Consider the following 18,282-nt stretch of genomic DNA (forward strand, 5'->3'; position numbering starts at 1 on the left):
ACGGCCGTGACCGTCTTGGTGTCGCCGGCATCAGGATCGGTGTCGTTAGCAAGCACGTTGCCACTGGCGAGCGAACCACCCGAGCCATTGGCAACGCCGCCCTTTTCGGTCGCATCGCCAGCATCGGCAACCGCCGTCGGCACCGTGTTGTTTGACGGGTTGAACATCACGTCGACCCAATAATTCTCCCCTTGGTAGGTGCTCGTGGGGTACAGGCTGGTGCTGCCGTAGCGATAGACGCCGTTGCCGCTGGCCGGCGCGGTCAATGGGCCACTCGTCACGGCGGATGTGAAGTAGTTGGTGGTGCTCGAGTAGCGACCGGTATCCGTGTGGTAGGACGCGGTGTAAATTTGCCCCGGCGTCAACGTCACCGGACTGGAGAAATAGGCCGTCTGCCAGCCGCTCACGGTCTCGTTCGTGAAGGTGAGGGTCGCGAGCTGCGTACCCGTGCTCGACCATAGTGAGCCGGTATGCGTGCCCGTGTTGTCGGTGCTTTTGTAGAAGCGAATGCCGCTGACAGTACCTGCCACGGAGGTCTGGAAGCGGACGCCTAGCTCGACGGCTGCGTTGTCGTTGGTGCTGGCGACCACTGGTGTCGTGGCACCAAAAAGCGATGTGAACGTAGGGCCACTGACAGTGACCGTGCGCCCCGCCGAGGGGGTTTCGAGGTTGATGCTGTCGTCGACAGCGCGGGAGAGGATGGTGTAGGTACCGGCGACCTGGGGAGACCAGCTATAGGTCCAGCTCTCGTCCCCCGTCGCCGGGTGCCAGCTCGCGCCGTTGTCGGTCGAGACCTCGACGGCCGCGATGACCCCGCCGCCCGTGTCGGTGGCGGTGCCAGAAATCGTGATCGTCGCGCCAACGGTGGCCGTTGCCGGGACCGAGATGACGGAGGTCGGTGCGGTATGGTCCGTCGACGTTGTTGTCGCGACGAGCCCAGTCTGCAGTGTTCCCGGCTGAATGCCCATGTCGGCGAACAGGTTCACCATGGCCTGTTGCACCCGGGGGTCGGTGGGAGTCACCTCCTTGTCGTGATTGTCGCTCAGGCCCCAGGTCCAGTAGACGGTGCCCGCTCCGAACACCAGCGCACCGCTCGGCGCGCGATAGAGCGTCAGATTATGGGTCGAGGTACCGTTGCCGGTCGTGTTTCCATAGTCGAGCAGGTAGGAGCTGACATTCAACGTCGTCGAGGACAGTCTCACCAGACCGGCTGGATCGAAGCCGTTATCGGGTGAGTCGTCCCATTCATACCCGAGGTAGTTCTTTGTGAGTGTCGCGGTCTGTCCGGGCTGAAGGTTGGCAACACTCGTATTGCGCCAGAACCGCAGGTTGGCGTCATCGAAGGGAATCGTAATCGACTGCAGGTTCGTGCCGACATCGTCGACCTTGAACAACTGGCCGGTCAGCGAATTTTCCGGGTTTCCGCCACCGATAGCGGGCGGGCTGAGGCGCGGGTCGCGGAAGGTGCCTGTCCATTGGTCGGAGGGGTCGATGCTGGCGCCAGGTGACCATGTCTCCTTGTAGGAAATCAGGGTACGGTAGGGGGTGGCATCACTGCTATAACTGTTGCCCCAACGGGTGCGCCAGTAAACCTCGTTACCGCTCCAGAACTCCAGATTGACGCCAGCGTCGCGTGCTGCCTCGACATTGGCGCGTTGCTGTCCAGACCAATATTCGTCATGCCCAGCGTCCACATACACCTTATGGTTTAGAAGCAGACTGCCATAGCGGTCGACATCGACGCCCGACAGGTAAGACACATCGTAGCCGTTCTGTTCCAGCCAGTAGATCCCGGCATACTCTGCGCCGAACAGATAGTCCTGTGGCCCAGCATATGTGCCAACCCCGCCACGGGTCGCGATCGGCCTGTTGTAACTGACAGCATAGGCACGACCGGCACCCTGCCCCGTCGCGGGTCCATTGCCGCCATAGAAATTTGCGCCGCCCCAGCCATTATAGGCCTGCCACGTCTCGTCCGCGGTCTGGAAGACGATGTCACTGTGACTGTCATCATCGCGTACGATGAACGGGATGTGGTTTTCGCCGAAAGTGCCGTCCTGACGCACGAGTTTGGCGATGTAGACGCCTGAGACGGCGTCCTCTGGCACGGTCCACGACGCCGAGACCGCCCAGTTGCCGGCATCCACCGTGCCGGTCGAGGCATTGCGCAGCGGATCGGGCTGGTTCTGCAATCCGGTGTGCTGCAGAGTGGCGACCTTGCGCGCGCCCATGCCGCCATAATAGCCGAGCCTGTAGATATCGATCCGATAGTTGGTGGAATCCGTATCGATCTTGAAGCTGATCGTCTTGCCGTTGTCGACGCTGATGTCTGTCGCGAAACCCTCGATGTTGGAGCTGCCCGCGCCGTCGATGCCCCACTCGCTCTCGGGATTGCCCTGCTTCTGATTTTCCGCCACGATCGCGTTGGTGGCGGCGGCCGCAGCCGCGAGCCCCTGCGTTGCTGCCTTCTGCTGGCCGCCCACCGGTTTGGTCACCGAGCCGGACAGGATGCCGACGCCTTTTGAGGTTGCGCTTCCGGTTCCAATCTCCCCACCGCCTGGCAATGGCCCGTTCGAAACCGTTGAGCCCCTCCATGTCGCCGTCCCGCGCCAACCTGACAAGGGCGAAAGGTCACGGTTGAGAAGCGGGTCGCTGACCGACGCGCCAAATGTTCCCTTGCCGGTCGGTACATAGTCCGGTCCCTCGGCCAGCCTTGTTCCCGGCAATTGGCCGTCGGGCTGGAGCATACCGCCGCCTTGAGCCCAATCAAGCAGTCGCGTCGGAGACGTATAGTAGCCGCAGCCGCAGACGCCAAACGGCAAGCCAAACGCCAGGAATGAGTGCGATCCGTGGGCACTCGTCTGCGCTGAGGGGGTCGAATCGAGGATGACGACTTTACCGGAAGCGGAGCTGCTCCCCACACTGGTCGAACCTGGCCCGGATGCTGTCTGCGCAGCACCGTTCCGCAGAAAAGGCGCCAGGGGATCCGCAGCCATGAAGCTCGTTCCCGAGCGTGCGCCGTGGAGCGGCCCACTCATGCTACCGGCATAGGCATGCCTATCGGAAGGCGAAAAACCCCAATCAGCTGCAAACGGCTGATGTGCTACAAAGTCGCCGCGTTGAACGCCGGCTCCGTCGATCGTTGCGAAACCATCGGCCAGYGACGGCAGCGTGATGTCGTTGTTGACCTGGCCGTGAGCGTCGCAGACCATTCCCGTCGGCCGATCGTCGTCTTCATTGAGCGCGATGGTGTTGACGGGACTATCGGCGGCAGTGCCAGACTTGATCGCATCGGTCGTTTGTGCGGCCAGCGCGAGTTGATAGTTGTTATCTTCCCTATAGGGGGTGTTACGAAGCTTCGCCTTTCGGCCCGCAGCGAACCACCGGGGAGTCAACGAATCCAATAGCATTGAGCGAGATGCCCAACGGAGAGCTTTGCGATGCATGGCATGCCCCCTCGCGAAAATCTACCAATGTGCAGATTGTCGAATCATAGCCGAAGAAGCGCGAAATACCTTGTACGCCTTTCGAGCTAAATCGGGCGATCACCTTTTGGCCGATGAGGACCACCTCGCGCTCGCAGGACGGAGAGACGCCGTTACCGCGCCCACGACGATATGCTCTACGAGGCATAATTTGCCAAAGGGCTGTCCGGAATGCTCGGACAGCCCCCTTTATTGCTAGTTTGCAAGCAGATCGTTGACGCGAGTTTCGGCGTCTGTGAGCGCGGCATCGATCTCCTTTTGCCCAGTGATCGCAGAAGCGATCTCTTCGCCGATGATGTCGTTGACCGCGAACTGATGACGAACCTGTGCAGGCAGGGGTTTTGCGACGTTTGCGATGCTGAGGATCGTGGCGCGATGCGGCAGTGCCTTGAACTCCGCTGAATCAATGACCGCCTGCTGAGCCGGCAGGTGACCGGTCCGGGCCCAATCGAAGTTGTGATCGGCCATGAACTTCAGGAACTTGCCGATTGCCGCAACCTGCTCCGGGGTGCGATCCTTCTTTGTCATCGCCCAGGAATGGCCATCCGACCAATAGGCCGGTTCACCACCGAACACCGGCGGATACGGATAGACCGCGTAGCCGTTGGTGAGCGCGTTGTCGGCCTCTTTCGACAGGGCATCGAAGTCACCCACAACCCAGGTACCATTCAGAAGAACACCACCGTCCCCCTTGGTAAAGCCGGACAGGGATGCAGCATAGTCCTGATCTTTCGTGGTCAGATCCTGATCGTAGATGTCCTTGAACAGCTGGACGATCTTCTTGGCTTCAGGTGTGTTGAGTTTGACATGGGTCGGATCTGCGAAGAAGTCGGACTTCATCTGGGTCAGGTAGATATAGAGGGCACGATAGAACGCACCCTTTTCGTTGGCCATGCTCTGAACCAGATAAGGCTTGCCGGTCTTTTCCTTGAACTGCTTAGCCTGTGCGAGTAGTTCATCGGCCGTCTTCGGCAGCACCGGCGTTCCGTCATCATTCACCAGACCCGCCTTGCGGAAATAGTTCATGTTGATGTGCCACAACATGGTGTGGGAATCGATCGGCAGGCCGAATATCTGGCCCTCCTTCGTCACTCCTTCCCGGCCCGCCGCGGTGAAAGTGGAAGAATCCACGCCGGCAGCCTTTAGTACCGGGTCCAGAGGCTCAAGAAGACCCTTCGACTGATAGTCGGACAGCACGGATTCATGGATGGTGACGACATCTGGCGGCTCGCCCGATGCCAGCTGCGCCGTCAGCTGGTCGTAACCAGGCCATTCGACGGTGTTCACATTGATCTTGATGTCGGGATTGTCGGCAACGAACTTGTTGATCTGCGACGTGATGATTCCGCACTCGCCTACAGCCTTGCTGACGTCGGTGTTGGTTCCCCAATCGGCGTCGCAGGCTCCGAAGAACCGCTGAACCGTAATTTCGACCGGATCAGCGGCCAGAGCCGGCCACGACGCCATGGTCAGCGTCGCCGCCAGTAAGATATTCCTCATGCCAATCTTCATTGCAATCTCCTCCTATTGCTTGCGAAAATGCGCGTTGAAGCCGGATTGTCAGATCATGATCGTCATCGCACTGCGTAACCCGAAACCGCGGTGACGATGTATTTCTGGAAGAACAGGTAGACAGCGAGCGTTGGCAGGCCTGCGAACACAGCCTGAGCCATCAGGAAGCCGAGGCCCTCAGTCTGGGCGAAGTTCATCTGCATGGAAGCAATGCCGGTCGTGATCGTGTACATGTCCTTCTTGGTCGCCGAGATGAGCGGCCACAGATAGTCGTTCCAGGCACCGAGGAAGGTGAACACACCGAGTGTCGCCTGGGCCGGGATGGTAAGGGGTAGAAGAACCGTCCAGAAGATCTTGAAGCGCGACGCGTTGTCGAGCAGTGCTGCCTCATCCAGTTCCTTGGGAATCTCGCGGAAGTACTGCGTCATCAGGAAAACACCGAATGGCGCAGCCAAACCGGGCAGGATCAGGCCAGGATAGGTATTGTGCAGTCGCAGCATGCTGAAGATCTGATGACGCGCGACGATCACCGCTTGCTCCGGCACGGCAAGGCCGAACAGAACCATGACAAACAGAATGTCGCGCCCCGGAAACCGTAGCCGCGCGAAACCGTAGCCGGCAAGCGACGACAGGATCAGCACACCCAGCGTCATCCCCGACGAAACGATGAGACTGTTTAAGAACCAGCGGAAGACATTGGATCCGCCAAACACGTCTGCGTAGTTCTTGATCGTATACGGAACGTGGAAGACCGAATTCGTATCCAGCTTCAGTTCCGCATTGAGCTTGAACGACAGCCCGACGACCCAAAGGATCGGCAATACCATGATCAGGCCGGCTGCCACGACGGCGAGAAGGATGATCCGGTCTCCCAGGGATTTTCCGACAATGCCGGAGCTCGTGCGGTTCATCGATTTTCTCCCTGCCGGTTGGAAAGGAAGTACTGCAGCATGCCGGCCATCAGGATGATCGCGAACAGGACCTGCGAGGTCGCAGCGCCCATGCCGACATCGAAGCGGGTGAAGGCAACGTCGTAGATGTAAAGGACAATCGGTCTCGAAGCGTTGTTGGGGCCACCCTGCGTCATCAGCTGGGCCTGGCCGAATACCTGGAACTGAAGCACGCTTTGAATGATCAGCACGAGCAGGAATGTCCGACGGATCGACGGAAGCGTGATGCGCCACAGCGTCTTCCAGCGCCCGGCATTGTCGAGCGCAGCCGCTTCATAGATCTCGCCCGGCACCTGTTGCAGTGCGGCCAGAAACAGCATCATCGGCAAGCCTACACCCCACCAGACCGTCGCGATCGCAACGGCCGGAAGCGCAAGACGCGCATTGCTGAGGAAGGTTACCTGCGGCAGACCGAACCAGCCGAAGATATTGGAAAGCAGGCCAATGTCGGGAATGAAGACGATGCGCCATATCAGCGTCACCACCGTAACCGACAGCACGGACGAGGCAAAGAAGACGGCGCGCATCACCGAGGCGAAGCGTGTCTTGCGATTGAGCGCCAGCGCGAGTGCAAGTCCGAATACCGCGAGAACCGGTACGGTCAAGACAACGAAATAGAGCGTGTTCAGAACTGCCCCGCGGAAAATCTTGTCGTTGAAGAGGCGCGTATAGTTTGCAAGCCCCACAAACTTGCCGGGGCCGAACAGGTCAGCCTTCGTCAGGCCAAGCCAGAAGCCCCAAAAGAGAGGAATGACGAGCAGGCAGACGAAAACAAGCACGAACGGCGCAACGAACAAGCCGTTTCGCAATCGGGATTCGTTCATGTGGATGGCCTGGCTCATCACGCTGCCTCCGCGATGTGATAGCCGCGGCCGGCCGCGTCAAAGAGGTGGGTCCGGCGGCCGTCGAACGTCAGGGCGACGGCTGCCCCTGGCGCGAGCGGGCTGTCTCCCTTGGCTTCTGCCACCAGCAGCGAGTTATCTGCGATGCGAGCATAGACGAGCGTGCGATCTCCCAGCCGCTCGATGACCTCGACAACGGCATCCGTGTCGCCTGTGCCGGATCGCCCGATCGAAATGGCTTCAGCGCGGACACCCATCGTGTAGTCACTGGCCGGCGCCAGTTCCTTGATTGGAACCGCCGTATGGACAGTCGTTCCGTCGGTTAGGCGAACAAAATCGCGGTCCAGTTTCACGGGCAGGAAGTTCATGGCAGGAGAACCGACGAACTCGGCGACGAAACGTGTCGCAGGTCGTGCATAAATCTCCATTGGTGTGCCGACCTGCTCAATGCGGCGATTGTTCATGACCACGATCCGGTGTGCGAGCGTCATCGCCTCGATCTGGTCATGCGTCACGAAAACCATCGTTGATTTGACGCGGTTGTGAAGCTGCGCCAGCTCGACGCGCGTTCTGACACGAAGTGCTGCATCAAGATTCGACAAGGGCTCGTCGAACAGGAAGGCTTGCGGCTCCTTGACGATCGCGCGGCCGATGGCCACGCGCTGACGCTGACCGCCGGACAATTGCCCCGGCTTGCGATCAAGCAGCTTGTCGAGAACAAGAATCTCGGCCGCCTCCGTTACCCGGCGAGCGATTTCCGCTTCGTCGACCCCGATGTTTCGCAAGCCGAAGGCCATGTTGTCGCGCACGCTCATGTGCGGGTAGAGCGCATAGTGCTGGAACACCATGGCGATACCGCGCTCGCCCGGCGGCAGATGATCGATGCGCTTGCCGTCGATGCGTATCTCGCCGCCGTCGATGCTCTCCAGCCCGGCAATCATTCGCAGCAAGGTGGATTTTCCGCAGCCGGATGGGCCGAGGAAGACCATGAACTCGTTGGAATTGATCGTCAGGGACAGGTTGTCGATGACCTGCACCGCACCGTATTGCTTGCTTATGTTCACCAGTTCGATGAGCGCCACGTATTCCTCCGCTGATTGAGTTCCAGAGCCTGCCGCTTGAGGTCGAGCGCGGTTTTCCGCGCCCGCCTCAGCTCGTTCATTTGCTCTGATTGACCGTCGCGATCATGGCGTCGAACAAGGCGGCAGCGACCGGATCGGTACCGGCCGGGCCACTCGTCAACCGGAAGGTCGTTGCAACGAGATTGCCGCGCCCGACACGTCGTTCAGCGATGGTGACCGCGGGCTTGTGAACCCAACCGATGACCAGCCCGCCGTGGACCGGTCCGGCATACTCGAAGGTGCGGAAGCCCGTCATGACATGATGTGGAACAACCTTCTCGAAGGACAGGTCGAGCAACGGACCACCCGGCAATGAAGCAAACGCACCTTTACGTCTGATCCAGCTGAAGTTGGCAATCCAGTCGCCACGCCACAGCGTACCTTCACGTGCGATCAGTCCGATTCCTGGAAGCTGCTGGTCGATACCAACAGGCATATCCCGTTCATCGATGGTCATCTCGCGATAGAGCTTTTCACCTTCGGGAATGTCCTTGCGCAGATTGCGGTGCGTGGGAATGCTGCCATCGGCGATCACGAGATAGCGTGCCCCGTGGCGCATTGCCTCAATGTCGCTCTCATCAAGGGCATGCGCCAGATTGACCTCCGCTTTATCAGTCTCAGAGACCGGATAGCCCAGTGTCTCTGCAAAAGCGCGAAGCGCCGGATCCTTCGAAGCGATGCTCGGCAGGTTGGCTCGGCTGCGTTTTGCGTACAGCGCGATATCGAGAACATTGGTCGCAAGCCGCCGTCCGCTGGACAGGACCTCAAGTTCGATGCGAAGCATGCGATTGACGTCGGTTTCCGGCATTTGCATCGGCACGATGCCGACGCTTGCCACCGCGTTGGCACCCGTTGCTGGCAGTGCCCGCTCGCCGTCCTGCCCGTAGGTCCAGCGGATCGTTGCGCCATCCGGAATGGACGCGCCACCGGTCGCCACCGAGAGATCCACCTCCAGCAGTTCGCCGGCGTAGGCAGACCAGGCATTCGGGCGGGCGATCACGACGATGTCGCTATTGATGCTCGCGAAGTCGTCGTGGAAGACACGCGGATTTCTGTTGATGTCCAGAAGGCCGTTTGCCTCCCAATGAACGTCCGTGAATTCGGTGATGACGTAGCCGACGATCTTGGGATGGGCGCGCATCACCTCGATTTCATATTTGAGGTTCGCGAACTGGTACCATTGCGCGGCCTCGATGAACGATCCGAAGTCCTTGAAGACGGTGTCCAGATGGAGCGCGCGGAAGCGCTTTTGAACGCCATGCGGATAGGCGACGCCATCACCCCATGTCGCACCGGTTTCCATCCAGAAGGGCTCGGAACCATCTTGCAGAAGGAGTTTCGAGGGATCGGGCAAGCCCCAGACGCCAAACTCGGAGACGATGAGAGGCTCTTCGCCTCGCCACTGCGCATCGCCAAGGCCAGAATAGGTCCACGCTGCGCCCTCGGCGAATTGCCTGGTGATGTCGTCCCACTCTTCGCGTCGTTCCGGAATGGAGCGGTAGTAGTGGTAGTCATTGAGGTCCGACTTCACGTGGAAGTTCGGGAAGCAGGCGGAATTGTCCGAAACAAGACGGCTCGGGTCGAGCGTCTTCAACCAGTCGTAGGTCTCGGCGAGCCACTGGCGATGATCGGCGTTCTCGACGATCCGGGTTCCCCAATCCTCATTGATGATCGTCCAGGCGATGATCGACGGGTGATGGCCATCGCGCTTGACGATTCCCTGCATGGTCTCGCGCATTCGCCTGGCCGAGGCATCGCTGAAGGTCTGGACGTTCGGAATTTCGGTCCAGATCAAAAGACCGATACGGTCCGCCACGTCGTAGTAGCGCGGGTCGGGAACCTTGATGTGGATGCGCAGCGTATTCAACCCAAGTGCCTTGGCCTTGCGCGCCTGGTCCTCGAGGAACTCAAGGGAAGGCGGCGTGCAGATGCCTTCGGGATAGTAGTCCTGATCAAGTGCGGCACGCATGTAGAGCGGAGCACCGTTGAGGAAGAGCTGGCCGCCCCTGGTCTCGATGGTGCGAAACCCGAATGTAACCGAAGTCGCATCGACGATTGCGTCTGCGACCGAAAGACTGATGTCGGCACGATAAAGCTGCGGTGCATCAGGCGACCAGGCCTTCACCTCGCCAACAACGACGCTCAAGGTGCGACCAGATCCCTTAGCCGCGGCCTCCAGGGCTCCGTCCGGCCCGTAGACAGCGACGCGCACCTCGGCGTCTGCCGCGGATGCGGAAAGGTCCAGATCGAAGCGAACGGCACCCGAGGAAAGGTCTGCCCTTACATCGGCATGCTTGATGTGGCTGGTGTCACGCGCCTCCAGCGTCACCGATTGCCATATGCCGCCGAGAGGGCCGTACCAGCTTTGCTTGCCATGCGGAATTTCCGCAAAAGGAAACTGCGGGTACCTGGTCGCGTCGGCGCTCGGAAGCGTAACCGAGACCTCGATCTCATTTTCCGGTTTGAGGATGCTGTTCGGAATCGTCAACGAGAACGGAAGGTAGCCTCCTTCGTGGTTGCCGATAGGCTGACCATTGACCAAGACTTCAGCAAAATAGTTCACCGCGCCGAAGTGAAGGGAGATGTCGCGCTCCGCCCATTCTTGCGGCAGAAAGAACTGTCGACGGTAGCTTGCAATGCCAAACGCGTCGCGAAGATCGGCAAATTCGGATTGCCAAACGGATGGAACGGAAATCGAGCGCCAGTCGGCATCCCCTTCGAATTTGAACTGCCAGAGGCCGTCGAGTGTCATTCGCTTGCGCGCGTCCTGGGATAGCGGCAAAGCGGGCGTGACAGGGGCGGTCATGTACTCTCTCCCTTGCGAATTATGTTATTAGTTATATTATTAGTTATGGGTACAGAGAATATAACCAACTGGCAAGCCGGAAAATTCGGGACCCGCAAAAGCCACAGTGGACGGTTGTCGGAAAACTGGGTTTTCTATAATTTGATGAATGGGATGGGCCGATCGATGAAGTGGGACAAGCATTGACCAAGCGTGCAACCATGGTTGACGTTGCACAGCGTGCAGGCGTTTCACAAGCAACGGTGTCGCTGGTATTGAACGGGGTCAGCAATCCCCGCGTTTCCGAGGTGACCCGATCGCGCGTCGTGGAAGCGGCCGAAGCCCTTGGTTATCGCAAGGGCCCTCGACACAATGTTCCCGAGCATCGGCGACCCGTTATCGGGCTGCTGCTCGATGAAGTCAGCACAACACCGTTTGCCATGCCCTTCATCGAGGGCGCGCGCGATGAAGCGGCCCTGCAGGATATCCTGATCGCAACCTTCTGCACGCGCTCCGATCCCAAGATCGAGAGCGCGGCTCTCGATCTGCTTCAGGAATTGAACGTCATCGGCATTCTTTATACCACCCTGACGACCCGACAGATCGTTGTTCCGGAACGGCTGAACGACATCCCCACAGTTCTCGTGAATTGCTATGAGAACCATCGGCGTCATCCCTCGGTCGTTCCCGGCGATATCGCCGGCGGGCATGCGGCGACCGAGGCGCTGCTGAAGGCCGGTCATCGAAGGATCGCTCACCTGAAGGGCGAGGACTGGATCGAAGCTGCCAGGGACCGCGAAAAGGGATACCGGCAAGCGCTGACCACATGGGATGTGCCCGTCGACGAAGACCTGGTTTTGATGGGAGGATGGACCGTCAATGGCGGCCGCGAGCTGACCCTCAAATTGCTTGATCGGAAAGACCCGCCGACTGCCATCTTCTGCTTCAATGACCGAATGGCCGTCGGCGCATATGACGCCATCAAAAGCCGCGGCCTGCGTGTGCCCGAAGACATCTCCGTGGTGGGATTCGACGACGAGGATCTGGCCTCCTACATGGTGCCACCACTTTCAACGGTGCTGTTGCCCCATGACGAAATGGCGCGATGGGCCGTTGGTGTCCTCCTAGACCACAACGAGGGTATTTCATCCCACCGAACCACCCAGAAGATCAAGCTCGAGTGCCCATTCGTTGAACGCGGTTCGATCGCAGCCCCTCAGTCTTGATGCGGTCGATACATTGTCCCGTCGTTTTTGACCTTGGAAGAAGATCATTGTCGGTCCACCGAGAAACGGATCATGTCGATCAGGAATCGCGGGATGTCGCGCGCCCTGGCGCGCGCGCGCGCCCCGTGATTTTCCTGAAGTGGTTTCGTTTGTCAGCGTTCAGCAAGCTTGAAACTCACGCATCGTCGATGCCGGGCGGCGGCAGGTGATCTGGTGGGTTCCCGGGGCCGCTTACTCAAAGCCGAGGCGCTGGGCTCCCTCGCGGAACAGCGCCTGGTCAGTGAGCGGCAAATGGAATGCCGAGATGAAATCGTTCAGCCGATAGGCGGGATACCGATCGTGTATCATGGCGAGATAAGACTTCCCCTCACTCAGCCGTCCCGCGATCGACAGGCAAAGTGCGGCGATCGCCAGAATGTGAGCGTGAGCATTCGGACGGGCGGCGGCCTTGACGCCCCAGTCCGCGGCATCCTCGAAGCTTCCGAGGCGCACGAGAGCCAGGGCGCGGCTTGCAAGCATGCCGAAGAGCAGCGGGTCGAAAGGACTGAGCGCGCGGGAGTGATCGGCCGCCAGGATCGCGGCGCCCGGATCACCGGACTGGGATTGAACGAAAGCGAGGGAGTAATGCGCGATCGCGAAACTGGGGCTCAGTTCGACCGCCTGTTGCAGCTCGCTGACGGACTGATCGTGCAACGCTCTCAACCATAGCGCCCGGCCCATGGCGAGATGTGCCGTCGGGTCGCGATCATCGACCATCATGCTCTGGCTCGCTGCTCGATAGGCAAGTTCGGCCTCGGCGTCGCGATCCGCCCAATGCTGGAAGGCACTCTGGAAATGGGTGAAGGAGAGCCCCGCATGCGCACGGGCAAACGTCGGGTCGAGGCCAATTGCCCTTTCGAAGAAGCGCTGGGCTTGCTCGTTGTCGCTCTTGGTGAAGCGATACATGTGCCAGAGCCCCCGGTGGTGGGCCTCCCAGGCGTCGAGAGAGTTCGGCGTCTTCAGGAGGGCACGATTGCTCTCGATCGTTTCGACTTCGCGCTCGATCGAGACGACGATCTTGCTGCCGATTTCCTCAAGGAGAAGGAAGGTATCGGCCACACGGCGCTCGAAGACCTCCGTCCAGGCGATGCGCGCTGTTCTTGCCTCTGTCAATTCGACGCGAACGATAATGCGGTCGCCGACGCGCTGAAACGATCCGTCGACCACGTAGTCGACGCCGAGCAGCCGTGCTGTCTCTTCAACCGTGTGGTGCCGGTCCCTCAGCGCAAACATCGTGCCCTGCGCGATGACATGGAAAGAGCGCAGCTTGGCGAGCCGTGTGATAATGTCGTATGCCAATGCATCGGACGGACCGCCGGGAGCGGCCACGGCCGACAGCTCATTGAACGGCATGATCGCAATCGATGCGCGCCGCGGCTCCTTGAGCAAGCTTTCGGTTTCGGGTGGAGACGATGCAGCCACAGCGCTGGCGCCTGGGCGCTGCTGCCGGAAGGTTTCGTCTGTCTGGGTTCTGGCCGTCTGCCAGGCGTCGCGCAAGGATCGCTCGTTGATACCCTCGGCATCAAACAGCTTCGCGGTCGCTTCCAGATGTTCCTCGCCTTCTCGAAAACGACCCGCCTTGGCAAGGGACATCAATAGCAATTCGTGCGGGCGAAGGTCGAAGGGCGCAAGCTGGATCCAGCGATCGAGATAGGTTTGTGCTTCTTCGGGCGGGAAACGCTGCACCATATGCTCGAGAAGGGCTGTATGAATGTCGCGCAGCCGACGACGTTGCGACAGCAGCCATGTTTCGAATGCCGGGCTACGCTCGACGCTCGATCCTTCGTGAAAGTCCCCGGCAAACAGGGCTGCCAGGGAGCGCAACTGGCTGAGTGACTGCGTCTTGAATCCATGCTGATAAGCCGCAGTCGCCTCGATCGCATCGATAAAGCAGTCCGACAGATCCAGTCTGATGGTGTCGCCCTTCGTGACGACGCGTTGTTCACCGATCAGCGTGCGAATCTTGCTCAAGCACCATCGCAACTCGCCGCGCGGATCGTCAGGGATATCCCACAACAGATCGCAAAGCTGCGCCCTGCCGCAGGGCCTCGGTGAAAGCGCAAGGTAGGCCAGAAGAGATCGCACCTTCCGGGAGCCGGGGAGCGTCAGATCGACGCCCTCTCGCCGGATCGCCATCGGGCCGAGCAGTCGGATCTCGAGCGGGCCTCCGGGTTGATTTGCGTCCCCGCCGCCCGATTCCACGCTCATTCCCACGCCAGCTGCCACGCCGACCCCCACTATCCCTGTCTAAGCCAGAGACCGTGGCACGACACGTGCCCAACCACGGTTGCCATAGACGCACCATGAGGCTGATCAATCTGACCCAAGGAGAAAACAATGTCCACATCTGCGGCCGTCGCCAGTAATCCTCAGCCCGCCGTCGACTTCAGCGCGCTCAAGGCCAGGCAACAAAGTGCATGGTCCTCGGGTGACTACGCAATCGTTGGGACGACCTTGCAGATTGTCGGGGAAAGCCTCTGCGAAGCGCTCGATCTGCGCGCCGGTTCGAAGGTGCTTGACGTTGCGGCCGGCAACGGCAACGGCGCGCTTGCCGCAGCCCGACGCTGGTGCGAGGTCACGGCAACCGATTACGTTCCGGCGCTGCTCGAACGTGGCCAGGAGCGCGCCAAAGCCGATCGGCTGTCGATCGTCTTCCAAGAGGCCGATGCAGAACATCTGCCGTTTGCCGATCAGTCCTTCGACAATGTGCTGTCGATTTTCGGCGTGATGTTCACGCCCGACCAGGAGCGCGCTGCGTCCGAACTCGTTCGGGTCTGCAAGCGCGGCGGCTCGGTTGGCCTTGCGAACTGGACCCCTGACGGTTTCATCGGGCAGATGTTCAAGACGATCGGCAAGCATGTGCCGCCTCCGGCAGGTGCTCGCTCGCCGGCGCTCTGGGGCTCGCGGGCACGGCTTGACGAATTGTTCCCGAAAGCCGTCGCGTCGATCGCAGCAACGCCCAGGCAGTTCGTGTTCCGCTACAAGTCACCGGACCATTGGCTTGAGGTCTTCCGGACCTATTATGGTCCCGTGCTGAAAACATTCGCCGCCCTTGACCCGGCGGCGCGAGATACACTGACCGACGACCTTTTGGCGCTCATGGAACGCTTCAATCGCGCCGATGACGGCACCGTGGTCGTGCCAAGCGAATATTTGGAGGTCATCGTCACGAGGCTCTGAACACAGGCTTCCGACACTGGCCGGGCATGGGCTTCATATCCCGATGCTCGGCCGTCAGGTCGAGCGTGTTGTTTTCGAGCCAGGCGATGCCGCCCGCTTGGAGTTGGAACAACGCTCTGATCTTGGAAACGAAAGCCCGGTTGCTGGCAGACTGCCCCTGATTGGAGAGGAGACTCAACCAGGAAATCGCGCGTTTGAAATCGCGCCTGGGGGCAACATGACACCGTCTGAGTTTAGCGCGGCCGTGGTGGTCGCAAGAATGTCGGCAAGCGACATTCAGGAACTGCTTGGCATTGACGAACGAACCAGAAGCCAGCTTGCCTCTGGAGAGAAGCCTGTGCCTCGTTGTGTCGCCTTGTGTCTGTGGCTCATGGCTGCCTATGGCGTTTCCATTCTGGAGGCTCGTGTCCTTGCGGAAGATCCTAGTGCGGCCACGTCGCCCTGAACTGCATCGCTGCGGTCTTTTTCTGCTTGCTGATGTCAAACCTGACGCCCGCGTATTCCGGTTCTATTCTGTGAACGATCGAGTGCCTCGTCCTACGGCGGCGCGATCTCTCCATGGTGCATTTGTCGTTTCGTCTGCTAGTTAGCCTTTTACCCGCTTCGCATGACGGGCGCGCACGCTGGCGAACGCATCATCGACACAGACACCGCGCGCGGGATCGGCCTTCATCGCGTCGAAGCTCGAGGCTGCCTGATGCTGGAGCCAGCGCCCGATTGCCTCATCGCGTTCTTTCAGCGCACTGATACCCGCGCGGATCAACTCGCTCGCCGAAGCATAATCACAAGCGCTCACCTTCGCGTCGATAGACGCTGCCTGATCGCCCGGCAGGCTGATGGCTCTTTTCTCGATGGTCGCCACGATACACCTCCAGCATCCATCACATCACGCGGTATGAGAATTCATGCCATCGACCCAAGGACACTTCCATAGGCCAAAACCGTAGAATTCTGCACCCGATCTGAAAGATGTGCTCCACCTCATCGATATCTTGAAGATACCGAAAAGACTATGGCCGTGGTTTGTCGGCGAAATGCTTGATCGCGTATTCCGCAACACGCTGGTTCGACTGCCTTGCGTCATCGAGCCAGAACGGGAAGAGTTGCCACTGGTGGATCATGCCAGGCCAGATTTCGGTCTCGACGTCGACTCCGACCTTTCGGGCCTTTTCAGCCAGCCTTAGCGTATCGTCCAACAATGCTTCGCCCGAACCGACCTGGACAAGCAATGGTGGAAACCCGGTCATGTCGCCATAGAGGGGCGACACCATCGGATCAGTGGGAGAGCGTGTTCCGAGATAAGCCTTGCGCATGAGATCGAGTTGAGCGGCGTCGATCAGTGGATCGGTACTGGCGTTGGCCGTCAGCGATGCGCCTGTTGCAGCCAGATCCGTAACGGGGCTCATCGCCACGACGGCCGCAGGCAACGGCCCCTTGACCCGCATCTGCCTGAGCGTGGCTTCGATCGCGAGGTTTCCGCCGACGGATTCGCCGACGACGACGACATTGCTGGCCTCATAGCCGGAACCAAGCAGCCACCGGTAGGCTGTCAGCGCGTCGTCGATTTGTGCGGGATAGGGGTTATCAGGTGCAAGCCTGTAGTCGATGAGAAGCACGTCGGCGGACGCCGCCTTGGCCAGTGCGCCCGCTATTGCCCGGTGCGTGCGCAACGAACCGCCATAGAAGCCGCCGCCGTGGATATAGAGAATGGCGCGCTTGCCGATCGGATGATGCAGCCTTGCCGGCCAGATGAGCTGCGCATCGACACCATCGGCATCGACAGGCCTGATTTGCACGCGCGTCGGCTCGGGGGTGGCTTCCATCATGTCTTCGAACGCGTTGCGCCGATCGCGAAAGCTGTCGGCCTTCGCATAATAGTGCTTCCATGTTTCGACGAGCTTGCGGACCTGGTCCTTCGAAACCTGCGTCTGGACCGGCGTATCCCCGGCGCTGGTGGGCGACATCGAGAAGGCGACGGCCAGGCTTGCGACCAGACAGGTTTTGGTCAATCCCGCTATTGAGCGCATGATCGCCGCGGACGCGAGCCCGCACAATATGTCGACCCGCCGCCGCAAAATCTCCATCACAAGCACCGCGAAACCTCCGATTCAGGACATCTGTCGAGACAGGTGAAACCTGCCACGACCACGCGCCCTGTCAAGCTCGCCATGGTTTAGGAGACGACCCTTTTCGGCGTGTGAAAGTAATGCCTCTGTCGTATGCCGGCTAGGCTTTGGCCGCGAGTTCTTCCACGCGCTTCAGATTGACCACGGCCTTTACCGGCAGGTGATCGGAGGCAATGCGGGCAAGCGGCGTGTCGTGCGCCTCGACCGCTGTCACAACCCCCTTGCGATTTGCCATGATGCGATCAAGCGCGAGAACGGGAAGTCGTGCGGGGAAGCTCGGCACGGCGAGCGGCTGCGGGCCAAAGGCGGATTGGAACGTGTGCAGCGATGAGCGGTCACCGAGCCGCCACTCATTGAGATCGCCGAGCAGGATGGTCGGGACCTCACGCTTGTCGGCCATCAGTTCGACCAGCATTTTGGCCTGCTGTGCGCGCGAATGGCGAAGCAGCCCGAAATGGGCGGCAATGATGCGCAAGGCCCCGCCGTGTTCGAGATCGAGTTCGGCGACAAGCGCGCCGCGCGGCTCAAGACCGGGGAGGTTGATCTGGTGTACGTCACGGACGAGGCCACGCTTGAAGAGCACGACATTGCCATGCCAGCCATGAGCCTTGGCCATGCCGTTAACCGGCACCGGGATAAGTCCGGTCTCCCGTTCCAGCCGGCCGAGATCGAGAATGCCGGTACGCTCACCAAACCGGGTGTCGGCTTCCTGAAGCGCAATCACATCGGCATCGATTTCGTGGATGACCCGGCTGGTGCGTTCTGGATCGAAACGACGATCATTGCCGACACATTTGTGAACGTTGTAAGAGGCAATCAAAGTGCCGTCCGAGCGCGGCTTCTTCTCCGAATGCGCTGCATCCAGTCGCTTTTTTCGATTGCGGATCGATGCGAGGATGTTTGAGGGCAGATTGTCCTTTTTGGCATGCATCGGAGTTTGCTCGCGCTCCGTTGGTCGAAGTGGTTTGATCCGGAGTATAGGCCGGCTATTGAAACTTGCCACGCCTTTAGGCCGA

General features: G+C 60.0%; 12 protein-coding genes. 2 read left to right on the forward strand and 10 right to left on the reverse strand.

The features are described from left to right. The 6 genes from AC1DPR_RS19365 to AC1DPR_RS19390 all read right to left on the reverse strand — a co-directional run. On the reverse strand, positions 1-3,038 hold a 3,038-nt coding region (locus tag AC1DPR_RS19365; protein ID WP_477816970.1), incomplete at its 3' end, for a N,N-dimethylformamidase beta subunit family domain-containing protein. A 642-nt stretch (positions 3,039-3,680) separates the two neighbouring features. Further along, a complete protein-coding gene (locus tag AC1DPR_RS19370) occupies positions 3,681-4,997 on the reverse strand; it encodes an extracellular solute-binding protein (RefSeq protein ID WP_477816919.1) in 1,317 nt (438 codons plus the stop codon). Between the two features lie 62 nt (positions 4,998-5,059). Continuing rightward, positions 5,060-5,908 (reverse strand): carbohydrate ABC transporter permease, encoded by an 849-nt coding sequence (locus tag AC1DPR_RS19375; protein ID WP_477816920.1) that lies wholly within the window; start codon positions 5,906-5,908, stop codon positions 5,060-5,062. Beyond that, positions 5,905-6,789, reverse strand: coding sequence for a carbohydrate ABC transporter permease (locus AC1DPR_RS19380; protein WP_112645083.1), 885 nt, complete (start codon positions 6,787-6,789; stop codon positions 5,905-5,907). Before AC1DPR_RS19380 ends, AC1DPR_RS19375 begins: the two co-directional genes overlap by 4 nt. Then, positions 6,789-7,871 carry an ABC transporter ATP-binding protein gene (locus AC1DPR_RS19385; RefSeq protein WP_477816921.1) on the reverse strand — a complete coding sequence of 361 codons (1,083 nt, stop codon included), beginning with the start codon at positions 7,869-7,871 and terminating at the stop codon, positions 6,789-6,791. Before AC1DPR_RS19385 ends, AC1DPR_RS19380 begins: the two co-directional genes overlap by 1 nt. Before the next feature lie 76 nt (positions 7,872-7,947). After that, positions 7,948-10,716, reverse strand: coding sequence for a glycoside hydrolase family 2 protein (locus AC1DPR_RS19390; protein ID WP_477816922.1), 2,769 nt, complete (start codon positions 10,714-10,716; stop codon positions 7,948-7,950). Between the two features lie 182 nt (positions 10,717-10,898). Between AC1DPR_RS19390 and AC1DPR_RS19395 the strand changes: the two genes are divergently transcribed. Next, positions 10,899-11,921: a LacI family DNA-binding transcriptional regulator gene (locus tag AC1DPR_RS19395; RefSeq protein WP_477816923.1), complete on the forward strand. Its 1,023-nt coding sequence runs from the start codon at positions 10,899-10,901 to the stop codon at positions 11,919-11,921. A 231-nt stretch (positions 11,922-12,152) separates the two neighbouring features. Here AC1DPR_RS19395 and AC1DPR_RS19400 read toward each other — a convergent pair whose 3' ends face one another. Continuing rightward, positions 12,153-14,168 (reverse strand): transcriptional regulator, encoded by a 2,016-nt coding sequence (locus AC1DPR_RS19400; RefSeq protein ID WP_477816924.1) that lies wholly within the window; start codon positions 14,166-14,168, stop codon positions 12,153-12,155. A gap of 129 nt (positions 14,169-14,297) precedes the next feature. Between AC1DPR_RS19400 and AC1DPR_RS19405 the strand changes: the two genes are divergently transcribed. Further along, on the forward strand, positions 14,298-15,140 hold the full coding sequence (locus tag AC1DPR_RS19405; protein ID WP_477816925.1) for a class I SAM-dependent methyltransferase: 843 nt from the start codon (positions 14,298-14,300) through the stop codon (positions 15,138-15,140). 586 nt (positions 15,141-15,726) lie between these two features. Here the strand turns inward: AC1DPR_RS19405 and AC1DPR_RS19410 are convergent. The 3 genes from AC1DPR_RS19410 to AC1DPR_RS19420 all read right to left on the reverse strand — a co-directional run bounded on the left by AC1DPR_RS19410 (position 15,727) and on the right by AC1DPR_RS19420 (position 18,197). Next, positions 15,727-16,002 carry a ribbon-helix-helix domain-containing protein gene (locus AC1DPR_RS19410; protein WP_477816926.1) on the reverse strand — a complete coding sequence of 92 codons (276 nt, stop codon included), beginning with the start codon at positions 16,000-16,002 and terminating at the stop codon, positions 15,727-15,729. 148 nt (positions 16,003-16,150) lie between these two features. Continuing rightward, positions 16,151-17,104: an alpha/beta hydrolase gene (locus AC1DPR_RS19415; RefSeq protein WP_477816971.1), complete on the reverse strand. Its 954-nt coding sequence runs from the start codon at positions 17,102-17,104 to the stop codon at positions 16,151-16,153. 262 nt (positions 17,105-17,366) lie between these two features. Further along, positions 17,367-18,197, reverse strand: coding sequence for an endonuclease/exonuclease/phosphatase family protein (locus AC1DPR_RS19420; protein ID WP_018860253.1), 831 nt, complete (start codon positions 18,195-18,197; stop codon positions 17,367-17,369). Positions 18,198-18,282: the final 85 nt, after the last annotated feature.

This window comes from Rhizobium sp. 01T417, from assembly GCF_056398905.1.